Annotated in this window: 11 protein-coding genes and 1 tRNA gene; 6 read left to right on the plus strand and 6 right to left on the minus strand. The window is 53.1% G+C overall.

The features are described from left to right. Positions 1-40: 40 nt before the first annotated feature. The 4 genes from ACO6S1_RS01950 to ACO6S1_RS01965 all read right to left on the minus strand — a co-directional run bounded on the left by ACO6S1_RS01950 (position 41) and on the right by ACO6S1_RS01965 (position 6,433). Entirely contained in the window at positions 41-3,157 is a 3,117-nt protein-coding gene (locus ACO6S1_RS01950; RefSeq protein WP_422344683.1) for an efflux RND transporter permease subunit, read from the minus strand. Further along, on the minus strand, positions 3,154-4,347 hold the full coding sequence (locus ACO6S1_RS01955) for an efflux RND transporter periplasmic adaptor subunit (RefSeq protein WP_422344684.1): 1,194 nt from the start codon (positions 4,345-4,347) through the stop codon (positions 3,154-3,156). Before ACO6S1_RS01955 ends, ACO6S1_RS01950 begins: the two co-directional genes overlap by 4 nt. Further along, positions 4,337-4,975: a TetR/AcrR family transcriptional regulator gene (locus ACO6S1_RS01960; protein ID WP_422344685.1), complete on the minus strand. Its 639-nt coding sequence runs from the start codon at positions 4,973-4,975 to the stop codon at positions 4,337-4,339. Before ACO6S1_RS01960 ends, ACO6S1_RS01955 begins: the two co-directional genes overlap by 11 nt. 117 nt (positions 4,976-5,092) lie before the next feature. Continuing rightward, a complete protein-coding gene (locus ACO6S1_RS01965) occupies positions 5,093-6,433 on the minus strand; it encodes a carotenoid oxygenase family protein (RefSeq protein ID WP_422344686.1) in 1,341 nt (446 codons plus the stop codon). A 64-nt stretch (positions 6,434-6,497) separates the two neighbouring features. Here ACO6S1_RS01965 and ACO6S1_RS01970 point away from each other — a divergent pair, with 64 nt between their 5' ends. The 4 genes from ACO6S1_RS01970 (at position 6,498) to ACO6S1_RS01985 (ending at position 9,656) form a co-directional block, all read left to right on the plus strand. Beyond that, a complete protein-coding gene (locus ACO6S1_RS01970) occupies positions 6,498-7,076 on the plus strand; it encodes a TetR/AcrR family transcriptional regulator (RefSeq protein ID WP_422344687.1) in 579 nt (192 codons plus the stop codon). Positions 7,077-7,349: 273 nt separating this feature from the next. Beyond that, entirely contained in the window at positions 7,350-7,592 is a 243-nt protein-coding gene (locus ACO6S1_RS01975; protein WP_422344688.1) for a DUF3489 domain-containing protein, read from the plus strand. Continuing rightward, positions 7,589-8,047: a DUF2924 domain-containing protein gene (locus ACO6S1_RS01980; protein WP_422344689.1), complete on the plus strand. Its 459-nt coding sequence runs from the start codon at positions 7,589-7,591 to the stop codon at positions 8,045-8,047. Before ACO6S1_RS01975 ends, ACO6S1_RS01980 begins: the two co-directional genes overlap by 4 nt. After that, positions 8,040-9,656: a recombinase family protein gene (locus ACO6S1_RS01985; protein ID WP_422344690.1), complete on the plus strand. Its 1,617-nt coding sequence runs from the start codon at positions 8,040-8,042 to the stop codon at positions 9,654-9,656. The genes ACO6S1_RS01980 and ACO6S1_RS01985 overlap by 8 nt, the downstream gene beginning before the upstream one ends. 205 nt (positions 9,657-9,861) lie before the next feature. Here the strand turns inward: ACO6S1_RS01985 and ACO6S1_RS01990 are convergent. Continuing rightward, positions 9,862-9,937: transfer RNA gene (locus ACO6S1_RS01990), tRNA-Thr, on the minus strand. A gap of 216 nt (positions 9,938-10,153) precedes the next feature. Between ACO6S1_RS01990 and ACO6S1_RS01995 the strand changes: the two genes are divergently transcribed. Continuing rightward, entirely contained in the window at positions 10,154-11,506 is a 1,353-nt protein-coding gene (locus ACO6S1_RS01995) for a PAS domain-containing protein (protein ID WP_422344691.1), read from the plus strand. A 190-nt stretch (positions 11,507-11,696) separates the two neighbouring features. Beyond that, positions 11,697-16,379 carry an NAD-glutamate dehydrogenase gene (locus ACO6S1_RS02000; RefSeq protein WP_422344692.1) on the plus strand — a complete coding sequence of 1,561 codons (4,683 nt, stop codon included), beginning with the start codon at positions 11,697-11,699 and terminating at the stop codon, positions 16,377-16,379. Positions 16,380-16,423: 44 nt separating this feature from the next. Here the strand turns inward: ACO6S1_RS02000 and ACO6S1_RS02005 are convergent, their stop codons facing one another. After that, positions 16,424-17,650: a DUF445 domain-containing protein gene (locus ACO6S1_RS02005; protein ID WP_422344693.1), complete on the minus strand. Its 1,227-nt coding sequence runs from the start codon at positions 17,648-17,650 to the stop codon at positions 16,424-16,426. Positions 17,651-17,670 lie beyond the last annotated feature (20 nt).

The following is a 17,670-nucleotide window of genomic DNA, read 5'->3' on the forward strand; positions in this document are numbered from 1 at the left end:
GGAGTTTTTGACTGAAGCTCATCCAGACCGCCCCCACGGCCTAAGATTTGAGCATTGCGGATTTTGGAAAACCTGAGCGAGATTTCTTCTCAAAGCCGGACAACAGCAGAAACATCTGCGGAACGAGGAAAAAAGAAACGATGGTGGAGAGCAATACGCCACCGGCTATCGCTGTCGCGAACGGCGGCCAAAACCCTCCTTCAGACAAGATGAGCGGCAGGAACCCTCCAAATGTTGTGATTGTAGTCGACCAGATATGTCGCGACGTGGCCATGACTTCGTCAGTGATGGCCTTGCGGTCACCTTGCTTGGCTCGCGTGTTTGACTTGAGGCCGGAAAGAATAATGATAGCGGCATTAATGGCCACTCCAATCAGTCCAATGAGTGCGACGATTGGCTGAAAACCGAATGGGAACTGGAAGATGGTTAGCGAGAGCATTCCAAGCCCGGTGGACAGGATGGCGACAATGAACACGATGGCCGCAAGCCGAAAAGAGTTGAATGTCAGCACTACGGTTGCCAGCATAATGATCGAAATTATGCCGAATATACTCAGAAGCACGCCAAAATTGTCCGCCCGTGCTTCCTCGTCACCGCCGAACTGGAAATTATAGCCCGGGGGCATTTCATGGCCGGCTTCCTCCCAGGCCAGTTTGAATTTCTCTATCGCCGTGGAAGGAATTTCTCCGGCCGCCACATATCCGGAGATGATGTTGACGCGATTGCCCTGAAAACGTCGCAAGGTTGCCGGAGCTGGCAGAAGCTCAAGCTCGCCCAGTGCAAGGACCGGCACGGAATTTCCCGGCTGATCCTCTCTCACAAATTCTATGGATGCGAGGTCAGACAACTGATTGCGGTCTTCTTCCGCGGTCCAGATTCGAATATCCAGTTCTTCTGTTCCCTCAACTATTGACCCGCTGACCACACCATCCAGTTCTGCCCTGATCAATTCCGACGCCTGTCCGATACCGAGGCCGAACTGGCGCGCACGATCAGGATCCAGATCGAGCCATAACTTGGGTTCGCCCCCGGCAAAGGAGGGATTGGTCGCGGTCACTTCGTCGATCTCTGCAAAGATCAGACGAGATTTTTCGCCCAGATCCTGCAGTATCTTCATGTCATTGCCAAAGATCCGAAGCTCAATCGGCGAGAACGTCGGCGGTCCTTGTGAAAGCTGCCGGCTGATCACCTGAACATCTGGCAATCTGGCCTGCAATGCTAGGCCCACTTCGTTTATTGTCGGCTTCACCTGACCGACAGACCGGGTGGTAATCATCGCCTGGGCATAACTGGCATTGCCGTCCTGATTATTCGCGATGTTATAGTAAAAACTTGGGGCTGAACGTCCGACAAACCAGGAGATCTGAACAATCTCCTCGTTTGTTTCCAGATATTGTTGCGCTTTTCTGACCGCTTTGGTTGTCTCGTCGATTGCACTTTGACTGGGCAATCGCAGTTCCACATAAAACTGATTGCGATCTGCCTCGGGAAAGAAAGAAGTTGGCAAGGTTGTTACACCGTAAAAACCGATCAGCGGAAGCAGGCACGCAATTGCGATGGACCTTTTCGGCATCGCTAGACTTTTCAGAAACAATGCTTCAAAATGCTGACCCAGTGCGGTGGCTTGAATGCCTGATTGCAAAAATCCCAATCGGCCTTGCCCGCCCTTTTCCTGAGACGGTGGCTTCAGAAAAATACCAGCCAGGGCTGCGATAGCGGTCATGGCCAGCGCAAAAGACGCAATCAAGGCAACGATCACACTGCTTCCGATTCCACCAACAAATTCCCCCGCTCCACCGGGCAGAATGACCAATGGTAGAAACGCCAATACCGTCGTCAGTGTGGAACTGAACAGCGGAAGCCACAGGCGCTGGACCGAGAGGCGGACGGATTCTCTTGGCGAGGTGCCGTCCAGCAGATGTCGACGAACGGAATCTGTCATGACAATTGCCGCGTCAACCAGCAGGCCCAGCGCAACAATCAGGCCGGTAATGGATATCTGGTTTATCGGTCTCCCGAGCAGGTTGAGGATGATAAGTGAAGCCAGCCCGGTGAGCGGTATGGCCGCAGAAACGATCAGGGCCGATCGCCACCCGAGAGTGACAAACAGGACTAGGACGACCAACCCGGCACCGATGAGCAAATTGCCGACAAGCGTTTGAAAGCGTTCGCTGGCATAGCCGCCCTGATCGAAAATGATTTCCACTTTCACACCGTCTGAAACCGCCAACTCAAACTCCTGAACCAGTTGCCTGACATCGCTTGTCCAGTCGGCCACCCGCAGTCCCGCCTGCATGCGGGTTGCGACGACTATGGCGGGTTTGCCATTGTGATAGGCAAGGTCAGTCGCGGGCGATGCAATGCCACGCGAAAGCGTCGCAACATCGCCGAGACGAATGGCAAGCCCCTGCGTTGACTGACCGATAATCGTCTCTCTCAGTCGGCTTAGCCCGTCAATCTCGCCCCGGACTTCCAGATTCAACTCAGTTTGCTCACCCTTGAACTGCCCCGCAGAAACCTTTGCGTCGGCTGATTCAATCGCTTGAGCGATCTGGGTCTTGGAAAGTCCCAGCGCTGCCGAAGCCGACCTGTCCAGGGCGACGCTGATTTCTTCTTTCGATGCCCCATGCAATGTAACCAGTTCTGTTCCCGGGAACGCTCGCATGCGATCCTTCAACTCAAGCGCCGACCGCCGCAGTACCACGAGGTTCAGGTCGCTTTCCGCCTCCCAGGTCAGCGCCACCAGCACCGTATAGGCTCCGGCGCGGGTATCATCAAAAATCGGAACGCCGGCACCGGCGGGAAGATCAGGGGTCACATCTGTCAACGCATCCCGAACCAGCCCAAAGGGCGTATCCGGTTCGGTTATGCTGTCCTTCAACACGACGATTATGGACGATAATCCGTTGGTCGAAACCGATCGCAACTCGTCCACTTCGTCCAGCTGCTTCAATCGCGCTTCAATTCTCTCGGTTACCAACTGTTCGACCCGCGCGGCGCTGGCTCCGGGAAATGATGTGAGAACGGTTGCCACCCGATTTGTGATGCGCGGGTCTTCTTCATTTGCCATCGACCCCAGGGCGCCCAGACCGCCAACCAGGATGAGCAGGAAAAGAAGCACAAGCAATCGCCGGACATCATAGAACAGCGTCGTCACTGGCTGGAAATCCCGCCACCCGCCAACGGGGGTTTCTGATGGCGATTGAATACTGCCGATTGCTTGACCGAAACCCGCTGTCCGGGGACCAAGCGAAACGGGCTGTTGCGAACAACTAGACTGCCGCTGGAGAGCGTGCCCCGAACAAAGCTATAATCAGCTTCACTATGCAAGACTTCGACATCCTGGCGTTTCACGATACCGGTCACATGCCCCGAATCACGATTTTCAGATTGTGATTGCGGGCTGACCACATAGACAGCCCACAGGCCTCGCAGGCTCTCGACCAGAGCTGAATTTCTTACCCACAATCCCTTGGTCCGCAAAGTTTCCTGCAAAGAGATCCGCACCGTTTCCGAGGCCACAAAACCATTGCTTTCAGGTAGGACAAATCGCACGGTAATCGTATTTGTAAGCGGGTTAACATCGTCAACCACGCGCTCTGCGACCGCCACAGATTCCTGCTCTCCGTTAGTTATTATATATTCGGAACCTAGGACAATCTGATCCCGAAACCTTGTCGGTATGCCGACATCTGCTTCCATTGACCCGCCTCCATTGAGTCGGAAAACCGTCTGGCCTGCACCGACTACCGCGCCTTTATCGGCGCTGCGACTGACTATCTCCCCCGAAAATGGTGCCACCAGCAGGGAGTTTCTCTGATTTGTCCCCAGCCTGCGCAAGGCACCGGACGCCTGATCTACCCGCGCTCTGGCAGTATCTCGTGCGGCACGTGCGTCGTCCAGTTGCTGTACAGAGGCAAAATCCGGAGCAAGTTTTTCCAGTCGATCATACCGTGTTGATGTTTGGACCAGTTGCGCTTCGGCTTCCTTCAGCACAGCGGACAGTTCGGACTCCTGACTGGCCAGCTCGTCAGTATCAATTCGCGCAAGCGGCATTCCACGTACAACTGTGTCCCCCGCATCCACAAATACTCGGCTGATCCTGCCCGGCAACTCAAATCCCAGATCCGTTACATTGGAAGCGCGAAGACGACCTGCAAAGGTCCGGGACACCAAGTATTCCGGTTGTTCTTGCACAATGTCGACTGCAACCGGTGTTGCCGGTTTCAGATCCTCTTCCGCAGCTTTCCCGATACCTAGATAGATCCAGAGCGCTACTGAGATGAAAGTGAGCGCGACCACGGCAAATAGCCACATTCGGTTTCGTATGGAAAATCTAACGATCATCGGATGCCTCATTTCCTAGCCGGAAGGAAATGCCGCGAGCGACCAGCTCTGCCCCTCTGGTCGCGACAGCACGCTGCTGCGCTTTTGTTTTGAAATTACGGGTCCGGGCATGCCCTTCCACAAAAAGGGATGTCATCCCATGTGCCATCGACCAGACTGAGAAAGCATGTGTTTCGGCTTCCTCTTTCTCGAATCCAAAATGTTCGGCATTGTCTCGCAAACAGTCGCAAAGGACACTATAGGCCTCATCCGCTGCTGATTTGGTCACTGGATTGGGAATGCCGGATGTCAGTTGACCAAACATGACACGATAGATTTTGGGATGGCTGATGCCGTGCATGATGTAAGCCACACCGATGGCAACCAATTGCTCATCGGCAAGAAGCTTGTTCTTCTTGCGTGCGCTCGAAGTAACGTGCGCAAGCTTGTTGAAACCCTGAATCGCCAAAGCCTGTAGAATGGCATCGCGGTTTGCAAAATGTTTGTAGGCCGCCATCGCACTGACACCAACCCCATTTGCGATGCGGCGCATCGTCATGGCCTCTTCGCCTTGAGATTCGAGAATAGAGTGCGCTTCATTTAGAATGGCGCTTCTTAAATGACCGTGATGATAGGATTTTGGGGACAATCGAAACCTCGTGTTAGTACGGAATGTAATGTTTATGATGTAAACTTTATCTTAATCCGACCCTCAATATGAATACGTCCCAAAGGTCCTATTGGATGTCGAGGAAATCTAATTGATTCAAAGTGCCGGTAACCAGCTGCCATGGAATGTGGCCGGCACTCTTTGGGGCAGCATGATCTCTGCCAAGGGACCATTCTTGACATCCTGCGCGTCAAAGATGGCCGCCTTTGCGGCACCGTTCCGATAATTGCAGGCGGTTGCGAGCAGGTATCCTTCGCCTTCGCCAGCCTTGTCATCATGCGGAACAAATATTGCCTCGCTCGTATCCACCCCTTGACCGAAGCCCCATTCCTGACTGGCTCCATTGCCATATTGGGCAATGATGCCGGACTGGCCGGTGCGGCTGAACAATTCGGTGGTGACACTGAACCGGTTTTCCCGGCCCCAATAACGCTCGTCAATGCGCGGAAAATCCTGCACACGAGGGTCGATAAGCTGTTCTGACATCTCACCCGTTACAAGGTTCATGGTCCAGCGATAAAGTTGCGGTACAGTCCCTTCGCCCGGACCGGAGCGGACCTCATCAAACATCTTCTCGAAACGACACACATCGCAGTGGATTCTGGTAACCGAGCCGCTTTCATCTCGTTCTTCCCACGCATTCATCGCGTGAAAGACGAAGGAGTTCGGTCCTTCAAACCACCGCACGCTGGCGTCTTCGGCGTCGAGTCGGCGAAGGCCGACTCTAGCTTCGTAACCGTGGGTCCATTTGTAAGCTGCTTGCGAGCCCTGTATTGCTGCTTCCTCATCATAAAGCAGGGGAAGATCAAAGATAATGATGAAATTTTCAGTGGCGGCAAAATCGTGGATAAGACCGGGACCATTGAGAGTGATCCTGGCCTTGCGCTTCGGACTTCCGTCTTCTCCCAAAACGTAATGCGTGACGCTCGCCTCGCTATTGATGTCATAACCAATTGCATGGAGATCGCCAGACAACGGATCGACATGCGGGTGCGCCGTGAAACCGGAATCTATAAATCCGGAGAAGTCTTCCCTCCCCAACGTTTCGAGTTCCTCGCTCACACGGTATGGAATACAAGTTTCCGTCATGGCATAGAGCGACCCGGCAAATGGGAAGATGTGCGTATTTGCGACATCAGTGCCATCGATAGCTTGAACAGGGGCTTCTTCGCCGAGTTTATGCGCTACCGGCTCGGTGCGAACCCAGCGGTTTCGATATGTTTGAGCGCGACCGTCCTTGAGAGTGAGCGCATGCATCATCCCGTCACCAAAGAAGAGATTGTGGTCAGGTGGCACCTCACCAATCGGATTGGGACCAATACGTGCAAGCATACCGTTCAACTCTGGAGGGATGCTACCTTCGACTTCAAGATCGAAAGCCTCGACCTCCTTTTCTACCGGTGTGTAGGGACCTTTAACCCAGGGACTTGTGGACATAGCTGCTCCTATAACAGTGTTATTAACTTGCCTATAACAGCGTTATTTGGCTATGGCAAGTGTCATGACTAAAGCTACAGACCAACGCTCACGAATAATGGCGGCAGCGCGGGATATATTGCGAGAGGAGGGGCACGAAGCGCTATCGGTGCGCCATATCGCCAAACGCGCGGGCCTTTCGACGATGGGCGTCTACAGCTACTTCGGGGGTAAAGACCAAGTTTGCGAGCAGCTCTATATAGAAGGCTTTCGTGATTTAGCCGCAGCCGTTTCGCGCTCAGGGTCCGGTGAAGACCCTGAAGCCGCTGTGATAAAATCGACAACAGCCTACTTGGACTTTTATCGTCGAAACACAAACCGTTATGCCCTAATGTTTGGCATGGGAGCCACTGACTATTCTCCAGGAGAAGCAGCGAAGCGCTCTGCGCGTGAAAGCTTTGCTGTGGCGATCAGTACCGTGCAACCCCTCATCAGCGACGAAAATGCGCAAGAGGAAGCTCGGCGTCTCGCGTTTCAAACCTGGGCTAGCACTCATGGTTTCATTGCGATCAAACCTCATGCTGCTGGCATGAGTGAAGCAGAATGGGAGGAGATGGTTCTCGGAAGTGTGAGACAGCTGGTTCGAGGGCGTGGAATGGATTGATTTGGCATCCGCTACGTTGGCCCCCACCTCCCGCTGAATCGGTCGTTTTGAAAGTATGGGCTAATATCCGCTTTGAAGATGATGCTGGCACCATCGGAACGTCAGAAACGGGGCGCAAAGCAGTCATAATTTGACTATTCGACTGGACTTCGGTGCTTAACTGAGCATTGCTGTTCGTGTCGCGACAATCGTGACGAAACGCCGCCCGCTAGCGACCTGCGGCTTGGGTCAGTGGAAGCGCTGGATCCTCCAGCGCCAAACTGGAGAACCCAAATGGGCAATGTCAAAACGAAACCACAATCAAAATCTGACAGCGTCAAACAGCTATTGGCGCGTGCTAAAGGCGCGTCAATTGAAGAAATCAGCGAGGCTACGCAATGGCAAGCGCACAGCGTTCGATCCTTCCTCACCGGCCTGCGCAAGAAGGGTTTTGTTTTGGCCCGTGAGCAACGCGGCGATGGAGGAACAGTTTATCGCATCACATCTGATCCATCCGCCAAGGAGGCATCCCGATGAGTGATTTGGAAACGCGGCTTTCAGAGCTGGTCACCATGCCTCCAGCCCAGCTCCGCTCGATGTGGCGAGATGTGTTCCGTAAACCCGCACCTGAAATCCCACCCAATCTCTTGCGGTGTTCCATAGCCTTGCGATTGCAGGAGCGCGTGCACGGTGGATTGACGCCGGCTGTCAAAAAGCAAATTGCCCGAATGCAAAAACAACTCGCAAAATCAAATGGCGCGGGAACGCTCTCGGACATCGCACTCAAGCCGGGCACAAGGCTGGTTCGCTCATGGAAGGGCCAAAGCTATCATGTGCTCGTTAGCGACGATGGCTTTGAATACGATGGCAGGCAGTTTCGGAGCCTCAGCCAGAACGCCGATGAGATTACCGGCGCCCATTGGTCCGGACCACGTTTCTTTGGGCTGAAGAAGCGCAGCGGATTCAAACCAAAGGCGTTGATCAATGTCTGAAGTAAAGAAGAAAACCCGCTGCGCGATCTATACCCGCAAATCGACAGAGGATGGGCTGGAGCAGGATTTCAACAGTCTGGATGCGCAGCGTGAGGCCTGCGCTGCATATATTTTGAGTCAGACCCATGAGGGTTGGGAAGGTTCTTCAGAACTGTACGATGATGGCGGCTTTAGTGGTGGAACCATGGAACGGCCCGGGCTCAAACAGCTGCTGCAAGATGTGAAGGCTGGCAGAGTTGATGTAATCGTTGTTTACAAAGTGGATCGGCTCACCCGAAGCCTCGCTGACTTTGCGAAGATTGTCGAAATCCTTGATGCGCACAATGCAAGCTTTGTCAGTGTTACCCAGTCATTCAATACCACCACCAGCATGGGCCGACTGACCCTAAATGTATTACTGTCATTTGCTCAGTTTGAACGCGAGGTTACCGGCGAACGGATCCGCGACAAGATTGCGGCCTCAAAGAAGAAGGGCATATGGATGGGAGGTCCAGTTCCCCTTGGCTTTGACCTTGAAGACCGTAAGTTGATTGTGAATGCCCAAGAAGCTGAAACGGTTCGCCACCTGTTTCAGCGCTATACCGAGCTTCGGTCTTTGAGGCTGCTGGTCGATGAACTTGCGGAGCAGGGCTATCGCACCAAAAAGCGCACCTACAAGGATGGCAGGACTATCGGAGGCATTGCGTTCCGCACAGGGTCGCTGGCCCAACTGCTCCAGAACCCCATCTACACCGGCAAGGTCCGCCACAACGAAAACACCTATGATGGCGCGCATGACGCTCTCATAGACCAGCCATTGTTCGATGAGGTACAAAACATCTTTGCAAGCAATCGAAGAGACAAGGCCATGGGAAAGAAAGCAAAGAACCCCAGTCTGCTCACTGGCAGGATCACCGATCCAGACGGTCGGCCCATGACGCCAACGCATGCTTGCAAGGGAGCGAAGCGGTTTCGCTACTATGTTTCGCGTCTCGCACCTGGTGATGACAAGAATGGCGTCTGGAGATTACCGGCTGGAGAAGTGGAACGGCTTGTCACAGATACGCTGGCCAAAGTGATCGACAAAGCTGGGTCGACTTCCAACGAGGCAAAGGTCATTCAAAACCATATTGCCATTAATCGCAAAGTTGCTGATCAACTAAAAAATGGACCCGTTCAGGAAAAGCGCAAAATATTGATAGATCACAAAGTCAAAGCGCAGATCCGAGAGGCTCAGGTCTTGATCAGTTTCCGGATGTCCGATGGTACTGAAAGAACGGAAGTTCAGGTCGATGCCAAACTGGCAAAGCAAGGCAAGGAACTGAAGCTGATCATTCCGGCCACCGGAACAAACATCAAACCTGCGCCTGATCCGACATTGCAAAAGCTGGTCGCGCAGGCGTTCGCTGCTCAGGACCAGCTGCTCCATGGCAAACATAATCCAGCGCTGGCCAGCTACAGTAGACGCTATCTGGGGCAGCTGGTTCGTATCTCTTGGCTGGCACCAGACATCATCGCATCCATCATGGATGGAACCCAACCTGTTGATCTGAACGGCCGCAAACTCACCCGCGCCAATGCGATTCCGCTGGATTGGCCTAGTCAGCGAAAAATGTTCGGGTTCGCCTGATTTTCCACCCAAAATCGCGATCTGCATCTGACAGCCACGAAATCGGCCTGTGAGACACTCGTGATATATTGGCCCATATCGCCGCCGCCAAATGGTCTCTAGCCACCGTTTCGTATCCCGCAGTTTACCTAACCTTCTGAAGTTTGGGGACTAAATCGAGCAACTCAGCGAATCCTAAGTGCTTGATATATAACAGAAATATGCGTGGTGCCGCTTAGAGGACTCGAACCTCTGACCCCATCATTACGAATGATGTGCTCTACCACCTGAGCTAAAGCGGCATTTAGGCGATAGGCATGCGAAATGCCGACCAAATGCTTGACGATCGCGCCTTTAACAGCCGGTCTGCGCGATGACAAGCCTGACGGTTGCGTTGGCGCCGAAATATCGTGCTATTTCCAATATTCAGGGCGGAGAAAAGTTGGGAATGTTTACCAGATATTTACCATGGCTGGCGCAAACCAGTGGGGAAATGAGCTTATAAAGTAGGATCAGGCATGGAAAATCTTCGCAACTCCGGTGAAAATATGGGTTTGAGCGCTGGCTCTGACGCCGATTATATCGCCTATGAAGATGAGGACGTAACCAGTGAAGCGCCACCTGCCATTGGTCAGGATGAGCGCCGCATGCATGTGCGGGCCTATAATTTTTGGGCAGGATTGCTTGGCGATCGCCAGTTTCCGAGTGTTGAAGATCTTGATCCTGAATCAGACAAGGACTTCGGGCCGAACAGTGTTTTGCTCGATTTCACCAATGGTGTTGAGAATCCTTCGATTCAGTTTCTCGGCAAATCCCTGCGTCAGGAATGTGAGCTGGACGAAAGCATCACGAGTATCGATCAGGTTCCGGCCCGCTCATTATTGTCGCGCATTACCGACCATTATCTTCAAATAATTGCTAATCAGGCTCCGATTGGCTTTGAAGCCGAATTTGTCAATCAACGCGGCGTGACGATCATGTATCGCGGCATTTTGCTGCCATTCTCAACCGACGACGACACCATTGATTTCATCTACGGGGTGATCAACTGGAAAGAAGTTGCCGGTGACGAATTTGCAAAAGAATTGGAAGAGCAAGTTGCGCAGGCCATGCGTTCTGCGCCTGCCAAAACCGAAACCGGTCCGATCTGGGCAGATAGCCCGACGTCCGGTCCGCTCGAACTGACTGCAGAAGATGTAATTCCAGCGCCAGACACTATTGTTGGCAGCGATCATATTGATTTGGAAGATATCAGCGATCAACCCGATGAAGATGCCTGCCTCGCCGATTGGCTGGTGGCCGCACGCAGCAGTGCAGACAATGCTGCACATAGCGAGCAACGCAGCCGCGCAGCCCTCTACAAGGCGATTGGTCAGGCTTATGATTTCTATCTGATGACCGAAACTTATCCTCAGGACTATGCAACGCTTCTCGAAGATTCCGGCCTCAAGGCGCAGGAACGGGCGCCGATGACGCCAATCGTCAAGCTTGTCTTTGGTGCACATTATGACAAAACCAGGCTGACAGAATATGCCGCAGCGTTGCGCTTTGCGAAACAGGCCGGCATCGAAAAGGGCGCCTTTGCCGACTATCTCGAAAATTATGACGGCGGCCTGAAAGCCGTTGTCTATGCCGAGAGAGACGCGCGTAACCCGAAGCAGAAAGCAACCGATCCTGTCCTGCAAAACGAAGATGTGCTCGAACGCCTTCGCAGCGCGCCAGGCCGGGAGCTGCATGATATTGATGCCGGCGATGCAGAGTTTATTGTTTTGGTCGCTAGACAGGATGAAGACGGACAATTGTCAATTGTCGGACCCGTGCTCGGTGATCAGAAACTGACAGAAAAGGCTTTGAAACAAACCAGTGTCTGAAAACCGTTAAACCAAAGCGGACTAACTCCGACTCTTTAGTTTCATATGTAACCTTAATATCACGCTCGAAAGACATTCGGCAATATGCTCTGCGCGATTTGTCGAACGCTCTTGAGCAAGCCTCATAATGGGCCCATAAGACTGCTCCAACAGCCGGAGTCTTAACCCGGACTGATCTATTGGGGGAACCATGACTGGTAGCCGCGACGCAAAAGCAGCGAAAACGACCAATTCGAAGGCCGGCAAAACACTCAAGAAAAATTTGACTATCGCGTTTCAGGATAGCGCTCTGCCGGGAGAGGACATCGGTTTTGATGCCAAGGCCTGCAATGAGGCTGTCGAGTTTGCGCTGGATACCGGCTTCCATCGAAACAGTTCCGAAGCCAACCTCTCCCTCGAAAGCGTCATAAGTGCTAATGGCAAACGACATTTGCGCTTGGCCATCGTCAATGATGATATGCCATTCTTGGTCGATTCCGTATGTGCCACCATCTCTGGTTTCGGGCTGAATATCGAACGGCTGATCCACCCCGTTGTCGGCGTAAAGCGCGATAAAACGGGTCAGCTAGAGACCATTCATAATGATCCCGATAGCGGCGAAAAGCGCGAATCCATCATTTATATTGAGCTGGAACGAACCGACGCAAAGCCGCGCCGGGCGCTTGAAAAGGCATTACGAAAAAACTTGCTGGATGTCGGCGCAGCCGTGACAGACTGGTTGAAATTGCAAATCGCATTGGGCGAAGATGCGGACAGCTTGCCCGCAGGAGAAGGCACCGCACTGATACGCTGGTTTCTGGATCGCAATTTCACCCTGCTTGCCCATGAGAAAGTCGACGAAAAAGGACAACGGACGGATCGCATCGGTGTCGCGCGCATGCGGGACGTACCCGCGCTGTCGCGCGAAAGCCAGAAGCGCGCCTTTAATTGGTTTAAGGCTGGCGGTCAGGCACCTTTGATCATCAAGTCCAATCAGGTTTCGACCGTCCACAGACAGGTTCTGATGGATGTCATCATCGTGCCACGGCGCGAAAAAGATGCTCTGGTCGGCCTGTCAATTACATCTGGCCTATGGACCAGTGCCGCCTTGGCCGCGCCGCCCGAGAAGGTACCCCTGCTTCGCACACAGATGACGCAACTGTTCGACAAGTTTGAATTTGCACCCACAGGGCATGCCGGCAAATCGCTAACCCACGCCCTGACTGCCTTGCCTCACGATATTTTGATCACCTTCAAGCAGGAGGATCTTGAGAAACTGGCGCTGATTTCAATGTCCCTCATCGATCGCCCGCGACCGAAACTGCACAGCGTCATGTCGCCGCTCAACCGGCACCTCTTCGCCTTCATCTGGCTCCCGCGCGAGCAGCTATCAACCGAACGCAGAGAAAACATCCAAACGATGCTTACACAAGCAACGGGCGCCCGGATATTGAGCTGGTCCAATACGCTCGACGAAGGCGGGATTTCTTCTTTGCGCTATATTCTCGATATGGGTGCCGACAGCAAAATTCCTGATCCAGATGCCCTCGACCGTCAGCTGGAAAACATGATCCGTGGCTGGCGGCCCGAAGTGGCTAGCCATTTGAGTAATTTTGTTCCGGACAATCGGGCCGAGATTCTCGCACAGCGCTATGCGGAGTGTTTTCCGGGAACCTATCGCTCCACTTATGGGGCGGAAGAAGCTTCACGCGATATCATGCGGTTGTTCCAGCTGGAGCGCGGTGGACAAAAATCAACACGGCTCTATCGCCTTGACGGTGATGCTGACCATCTCCTGCGGCTTAAAGTCTATCATCTTGGTGGCGTGCTGCCCCTTTCTGACGCTGTACCGACCTTGGAAAATTTCGGTTTTTCGGTTCTGGAGGAACTGCCCACGCCGCTTGATGAAGGCCGGTTGGGTTATATTCACGACTTCCAGCTTTCCTTGTCCAACCCAGATGCACGCGATGATTTGATCGCTCGTGCCTCTGAAATTCAGGACGCGATCACCGACGTTCTCGAAGGTGTCGCAGAGAATGACAGTTTTAACCAGCTGATTACCTCTACCGGGATCAGCGCCCGGTCGACTATCTGGATCAGGGCATGGTTCCGATATCTTCGCCAAACTGGATTGAGCTATGGGATGATTACGGTCGTCGAGGCGCTTGCCGAGGCAACGGATGTCACACGCGCCATGATCCGCTTGTTCACGTCCTTGCACGATCCGGCCTTCGAGGGTGACCGGGACAAGGCCGTCAAAGATGCAATCAAATCTATCGAGCGCGGATTGGTTAGCGTTCAAGGCATTGACGACGATCGCATTTTGCGTCTGTTCCGCGGGGTTATTGAATCTATTTTGCGTACCAACGCCTTTGCCGAAAGCAACCATGGTGCCCTGGCTTTCAAGATTGAAAGCGCAAAAGTTCCTGATCTGCCAAAGCCCGTGCCTTGGCGCGAAATATTTGTTTACAGCCCACGGGTTGAGGGCATTCATCTGCGTGCGGGACCGGTTGCGCGCGGCGGATTGCGCTGGTCGGACCGGCGGGATGATTTTCGCACCGAGATTTTGGGCCTGATGAAGGCACAGCGGGTCAAAAATGCCGTTATCGTTCCAACTGGCGCCAAAGGCGGCTTTTACGCAAAGCAACTGCCTGCAAGTGATGATCGGGACGCGTATTTAGCGGAAGGCGTCGGATCCTATAAGGTTTTCATCAGCGCGCTGTTGTCCATAACGGATGACATAAAAGAAGGTGTGGTCATTCCGCCGCAAAATGTGGTGCGACTGGATGAGGATGATCCTTATTTCGTGGTGGCCGCTGATAAAGGTACCGCGACCTTCTCTGATATTGCCAATGAAATCGCGACCGACAAGGGCTTTTGGTTAGGCGACGCGTTCGCGAGTGGCGGCAGCAATGGATATGACCACAAGGCTATGGGCATTACAGCACGTGGCGCGTGGGTTTCCGTGCAGCGGCATTTTGCCGAAATGGGCGTTGATGTTCAAAAAGAACCGGTTGACGTTGTTGGTGTGGGCGACATGTCCGGCGATGTGTTTGGCAACGGCATGTTGTTGTCGAAATCACTGCGCCTGGTTGCAGCCTTTGATCATCGTCATATCTTTATCGACCCCGACCCCGATCCCGAAACCAGCTGGAAGGAACGCAAACGTCTTTTTGAATTGCCGCGCTCCAGTTGGGAAGACTATGACAAAGCCTTGATCTCCAAAGGTGGCGGGGTATTTTCTCGAAGCTCTAAGACCCTGAAAATTAATAAAACAATTGCTGCATTGCTGGACCTCTCCGGCGAGACAGAGATAACGCCCTCTCGCCTCATTTCTGCTATTTTGACCAGCAAAACAGATCTCCTCTGGTTTGGTGGAATCGGGACCTACATAAAAGCATCGACCGAAAATAATATTGAAGTGGGCGATCCTTCCAACGACAATATCAGAGTTAATGCCAAACAATTGCGTGTCAAAGTCATTGGCGAAGGCGCAAATTTGGGCATCACACAGGCAGGGCGTATTGCTTTTGCCGGACTGGGCGGTCGTATCAACACCGATTTTATCGATAATAGCGCAGGCGTTGACTGCTCAGACAATGAAGTTAACATCAAGATTGCTCTCAATGCGGCGATGGCGGCAGGGAGGTTGAAGCCATCGGCACGCAATGCTTTGCTGGCAAAAATGACTGAAGAAGTTGGGGCGCTGGTCCTTGAAGATAATCGGCTTCAGGCTCTTGGCTTGTCTATTGCAGAGATTGGCGGCCAGAAAACCCTTCCTTCTTATATCCGATTGATCGAACTGTTCGAAGAACAAGGCAAACTTGATAGGGCTATCGAAGGTCTTGCTACCAACGAAGACCTATTCCGCCGTGGACAAGAGGATCGTGGACTATTCCGTCCGGAGCTGGCCGTTTTGATTTCCACAGCGAAACTTGCTCTCCAGGATGCAATTGAAGACAGCGAACTAAGCAATGATCCGGGCCTCGATAACGAGCTGCTCAGCGCGTTCCCCAGCGCCATGAAATCACGCCACAAAACCTCTATCCTCAACCACCAGCTCCGCAAAGAAATCATCGCTACAAAGCTGGCCAATCGCATGATCAATCGGCTCGGATTGATCGACCCCTTTGAACTGGCCGAAGAAGAAGGTTGTTCGTTGGGCGAAGTTGCTGCGGCTTTTGTTATGGCGGAACGCTTGTTCGATGCTGAAACCATCTGGAAGTCCCTCGAAGATGCAAAAATCGGAGAGAATGTTCGCTTGTTGCTGTTCGACCGCGTGGCCTACGTGCTGCGGTCCCATATGGCAGATCTTATGCGGATTGGCCTTACCAACGGCACGATTGATGACGCGGTGACGATGTTGGCGCCCAATATTGCCGCGTTGAATGAAAACGTGGACAGCCTGATTACAGCCGAGGGTCAATTGCAAGCCGCCAAACAGACGCGACTTCTTGTAGACGCCGGTGCAACTAATGATATCGCCCAGAAAATGGCGAATATCTATAAAAATGATGGGGCGGCCGGCATAGCCCATCTGGCAAAAACAAGGGAAATTGAGGCAATAGATGTTGCTGCAGCCTTCACGCGTTTGGGTAGCTTGCTGAGGCTGGATTGGGCGCAGATGACCGCGACCCGCATCAACCCTTCCGATCCTTGGGACCGATTGCTGGTTGCTGGACTGGCACGCGATTTTCAGCAGATGCGACTGGATTTCCTGCGGCGGGCGCGCAGCAAAGATATGGACCAATTTCTGGAAAGCTGGGCAGAGAAGAACAGCGACCGCGTCAGCCAGTTCCGGTATATTATGGATCGGGCCCAGCGGTCACCAAAACCGTCCATCCCCATGCTCGCGCAGATCGCAGGACAGGCTCGGATACTACTATCCCGCTAGGGCGATATTGACCAACCCCACCGGCCTAACACTGGTTGGAAGGCTTAAATCCAATAGCCCAGGAGATGAAGCATCATGCCAACCAGGCCACCGACGAGCGTGCCGTTCACACGTATATATTGAAGATCGCGACCGACTGCATTTTCAACGCGATCGGTAATCGTCTGGGCGTCCCAGCCACGAATAGTCTCTGACACAAGCTTGACGATGTTATCGCCATAGCTTGCGACCACTCCTGCAACGGCACGGCGTGCGAAACGGTTCAACTGACGGTTAAGCAGAGGATCTTTTTGCAAGCTGCTGCCTAGCTGCATCAGCGCATCGCCAAAATGACCGGCCATGGCTGCTTCGGGATCGCGAGACGCTTTTAACAGGGATTGACGACCTGTTTCCCACATACCGTCAATCCAGTTTGCAATAGCCGGATTTTCAATCATCTCCAGCTTCCATTCGTTGACCCGTTGCCGCAGTTCCGGGTCGCTTTTCAATTCCTGAGCGAGCTGAACCAGACTTTCTTCTGTTTTCGCCCGAACCGGATGCTGTGGATCAGTTGCCATGTCTGCCAGCAATTTATAGAGCCCATCGACCACTTCATTGGCAAGGCGATCATCCAGTCCAGTCCAGCGCATCACCGTATTGGCGCGATCATGGACAATGGCGCGGATAACATATTCATTGGCATCAAGCGTGCGATAAGCCCACTTGATCGTCGAATCGATGAGCGGTCCATGGCGATTTTCGGCCATTACAGATTCAAGAATTTGGCCCATCGGCGTCGCCAGATCGAGTTCCTTCGCCTGTGTTTTCACAGCGCCCTTGAACATGCTGCCTAACCGGTCCTGATCGAGCGAGCCGATAATATCGCCGATCAATCGAGAAGCGCCCATACGCAATCGCCCCTGCCCACCGCTGGGTGATTTTAGAAACCGCCCGACTCCACCGGCCAGATCAATACCATGCATCCGCTGGGCAACGATCCTGGAAACGAGAAAGTTGTTTTTGAGGAAATTTGCTAGAGTATTGCCAATCCGATCCTTGTTGCGCGGTATGATCGCGGTATGCGGTATCGGTAATCCCATCGGATGGCGAAACAGAGCGGTGACAGCAAACCAGTCGGCTATACCGCCAATCATTGCCGCTTCAGAAAACGCGCGGACAAAACCTAGCGCGGGGTGGATCTCTTCATAAGTTTTGGAGGTAAAATAGATCACCGCCATCAACACCAGCAAACCGGTCGCGATAATCTTCATATCGCGGCCAGCATTGTTCATATCCGGAGTCATTGCCGATG

Source organism: Parasphingorhabdus sp. (genome assembly GCF_965233695.1).
Lineage (GTDB): Bacteria > Pseudomonadota > Alphaproteobacteria > Sphingomonadales > Sphingomonadaceae > Parasphingorhabdus.

Coding starts and splice junctions, on each gene's coding strand:
- ACO6S1_RS01955 (WP_422344684.1), bottom strand. CDS start 4,347: ATGATCGTTAGATTTTCCATACGAAACCGAATGTGGCTATTTGCCGTG.
- ACO6S1_RS01965 (WP_422344686.1), bottom strand. CDS start 6,433: ATGTCCACAAGTCCCTGGGTTAAAGGTCCCTACACACCGGTAGAAAAG.
- ACO6S1_RS01970 (WP_422344687.1), top strand. CDS start 6,498: ATGACTAAAGCTACAGACCAACGCTCACGAATAATGGCGGCAGCGCGG.
- ACO6S1_RS01975 (WP_422344688.1), top strand. CDS start 7,350: ATGGGCAATGTCAAAACGAAACCACAATCAAAATCTGACAGCGTCAAA.
- ACO6S1_RS01980 (WP_422344689.1), top strand. CDS start 7,589: ATGAGTGATTTGGAAACGCGGCTTTCAGAGCTGGTCACCATGCCTCCA.
- ACO6S1_RS01985 (WP_422344690.1), top strand. CDS start 8,040: ATGTCTGAAGTAAAGAAGAAAACCCGCTGCGCGATCTATACCCGCAAA.
- ACO6S1_RS01995 (WP_422344691.1), top strand. CDS start 10,154: ATGGAAAATCTTCGCAACTCCGGTGAAAATATGGGTTTGAGCGCTGGC.
- ACO6S1_RS02000 (WP_422344692.1), top strand. CDS start 11,697: ATGACTGGTAGCCGCGACGCAAAAGCAGCGAAAACGACCAATTCGAAG.
- ACO6S1_RS02005 (WP_422344693.1), bottom strand. CDS start 17,650: ATGAACAATGCTGGCCGCGATATGAAGATTATCGCGACCGGTTTGCTG.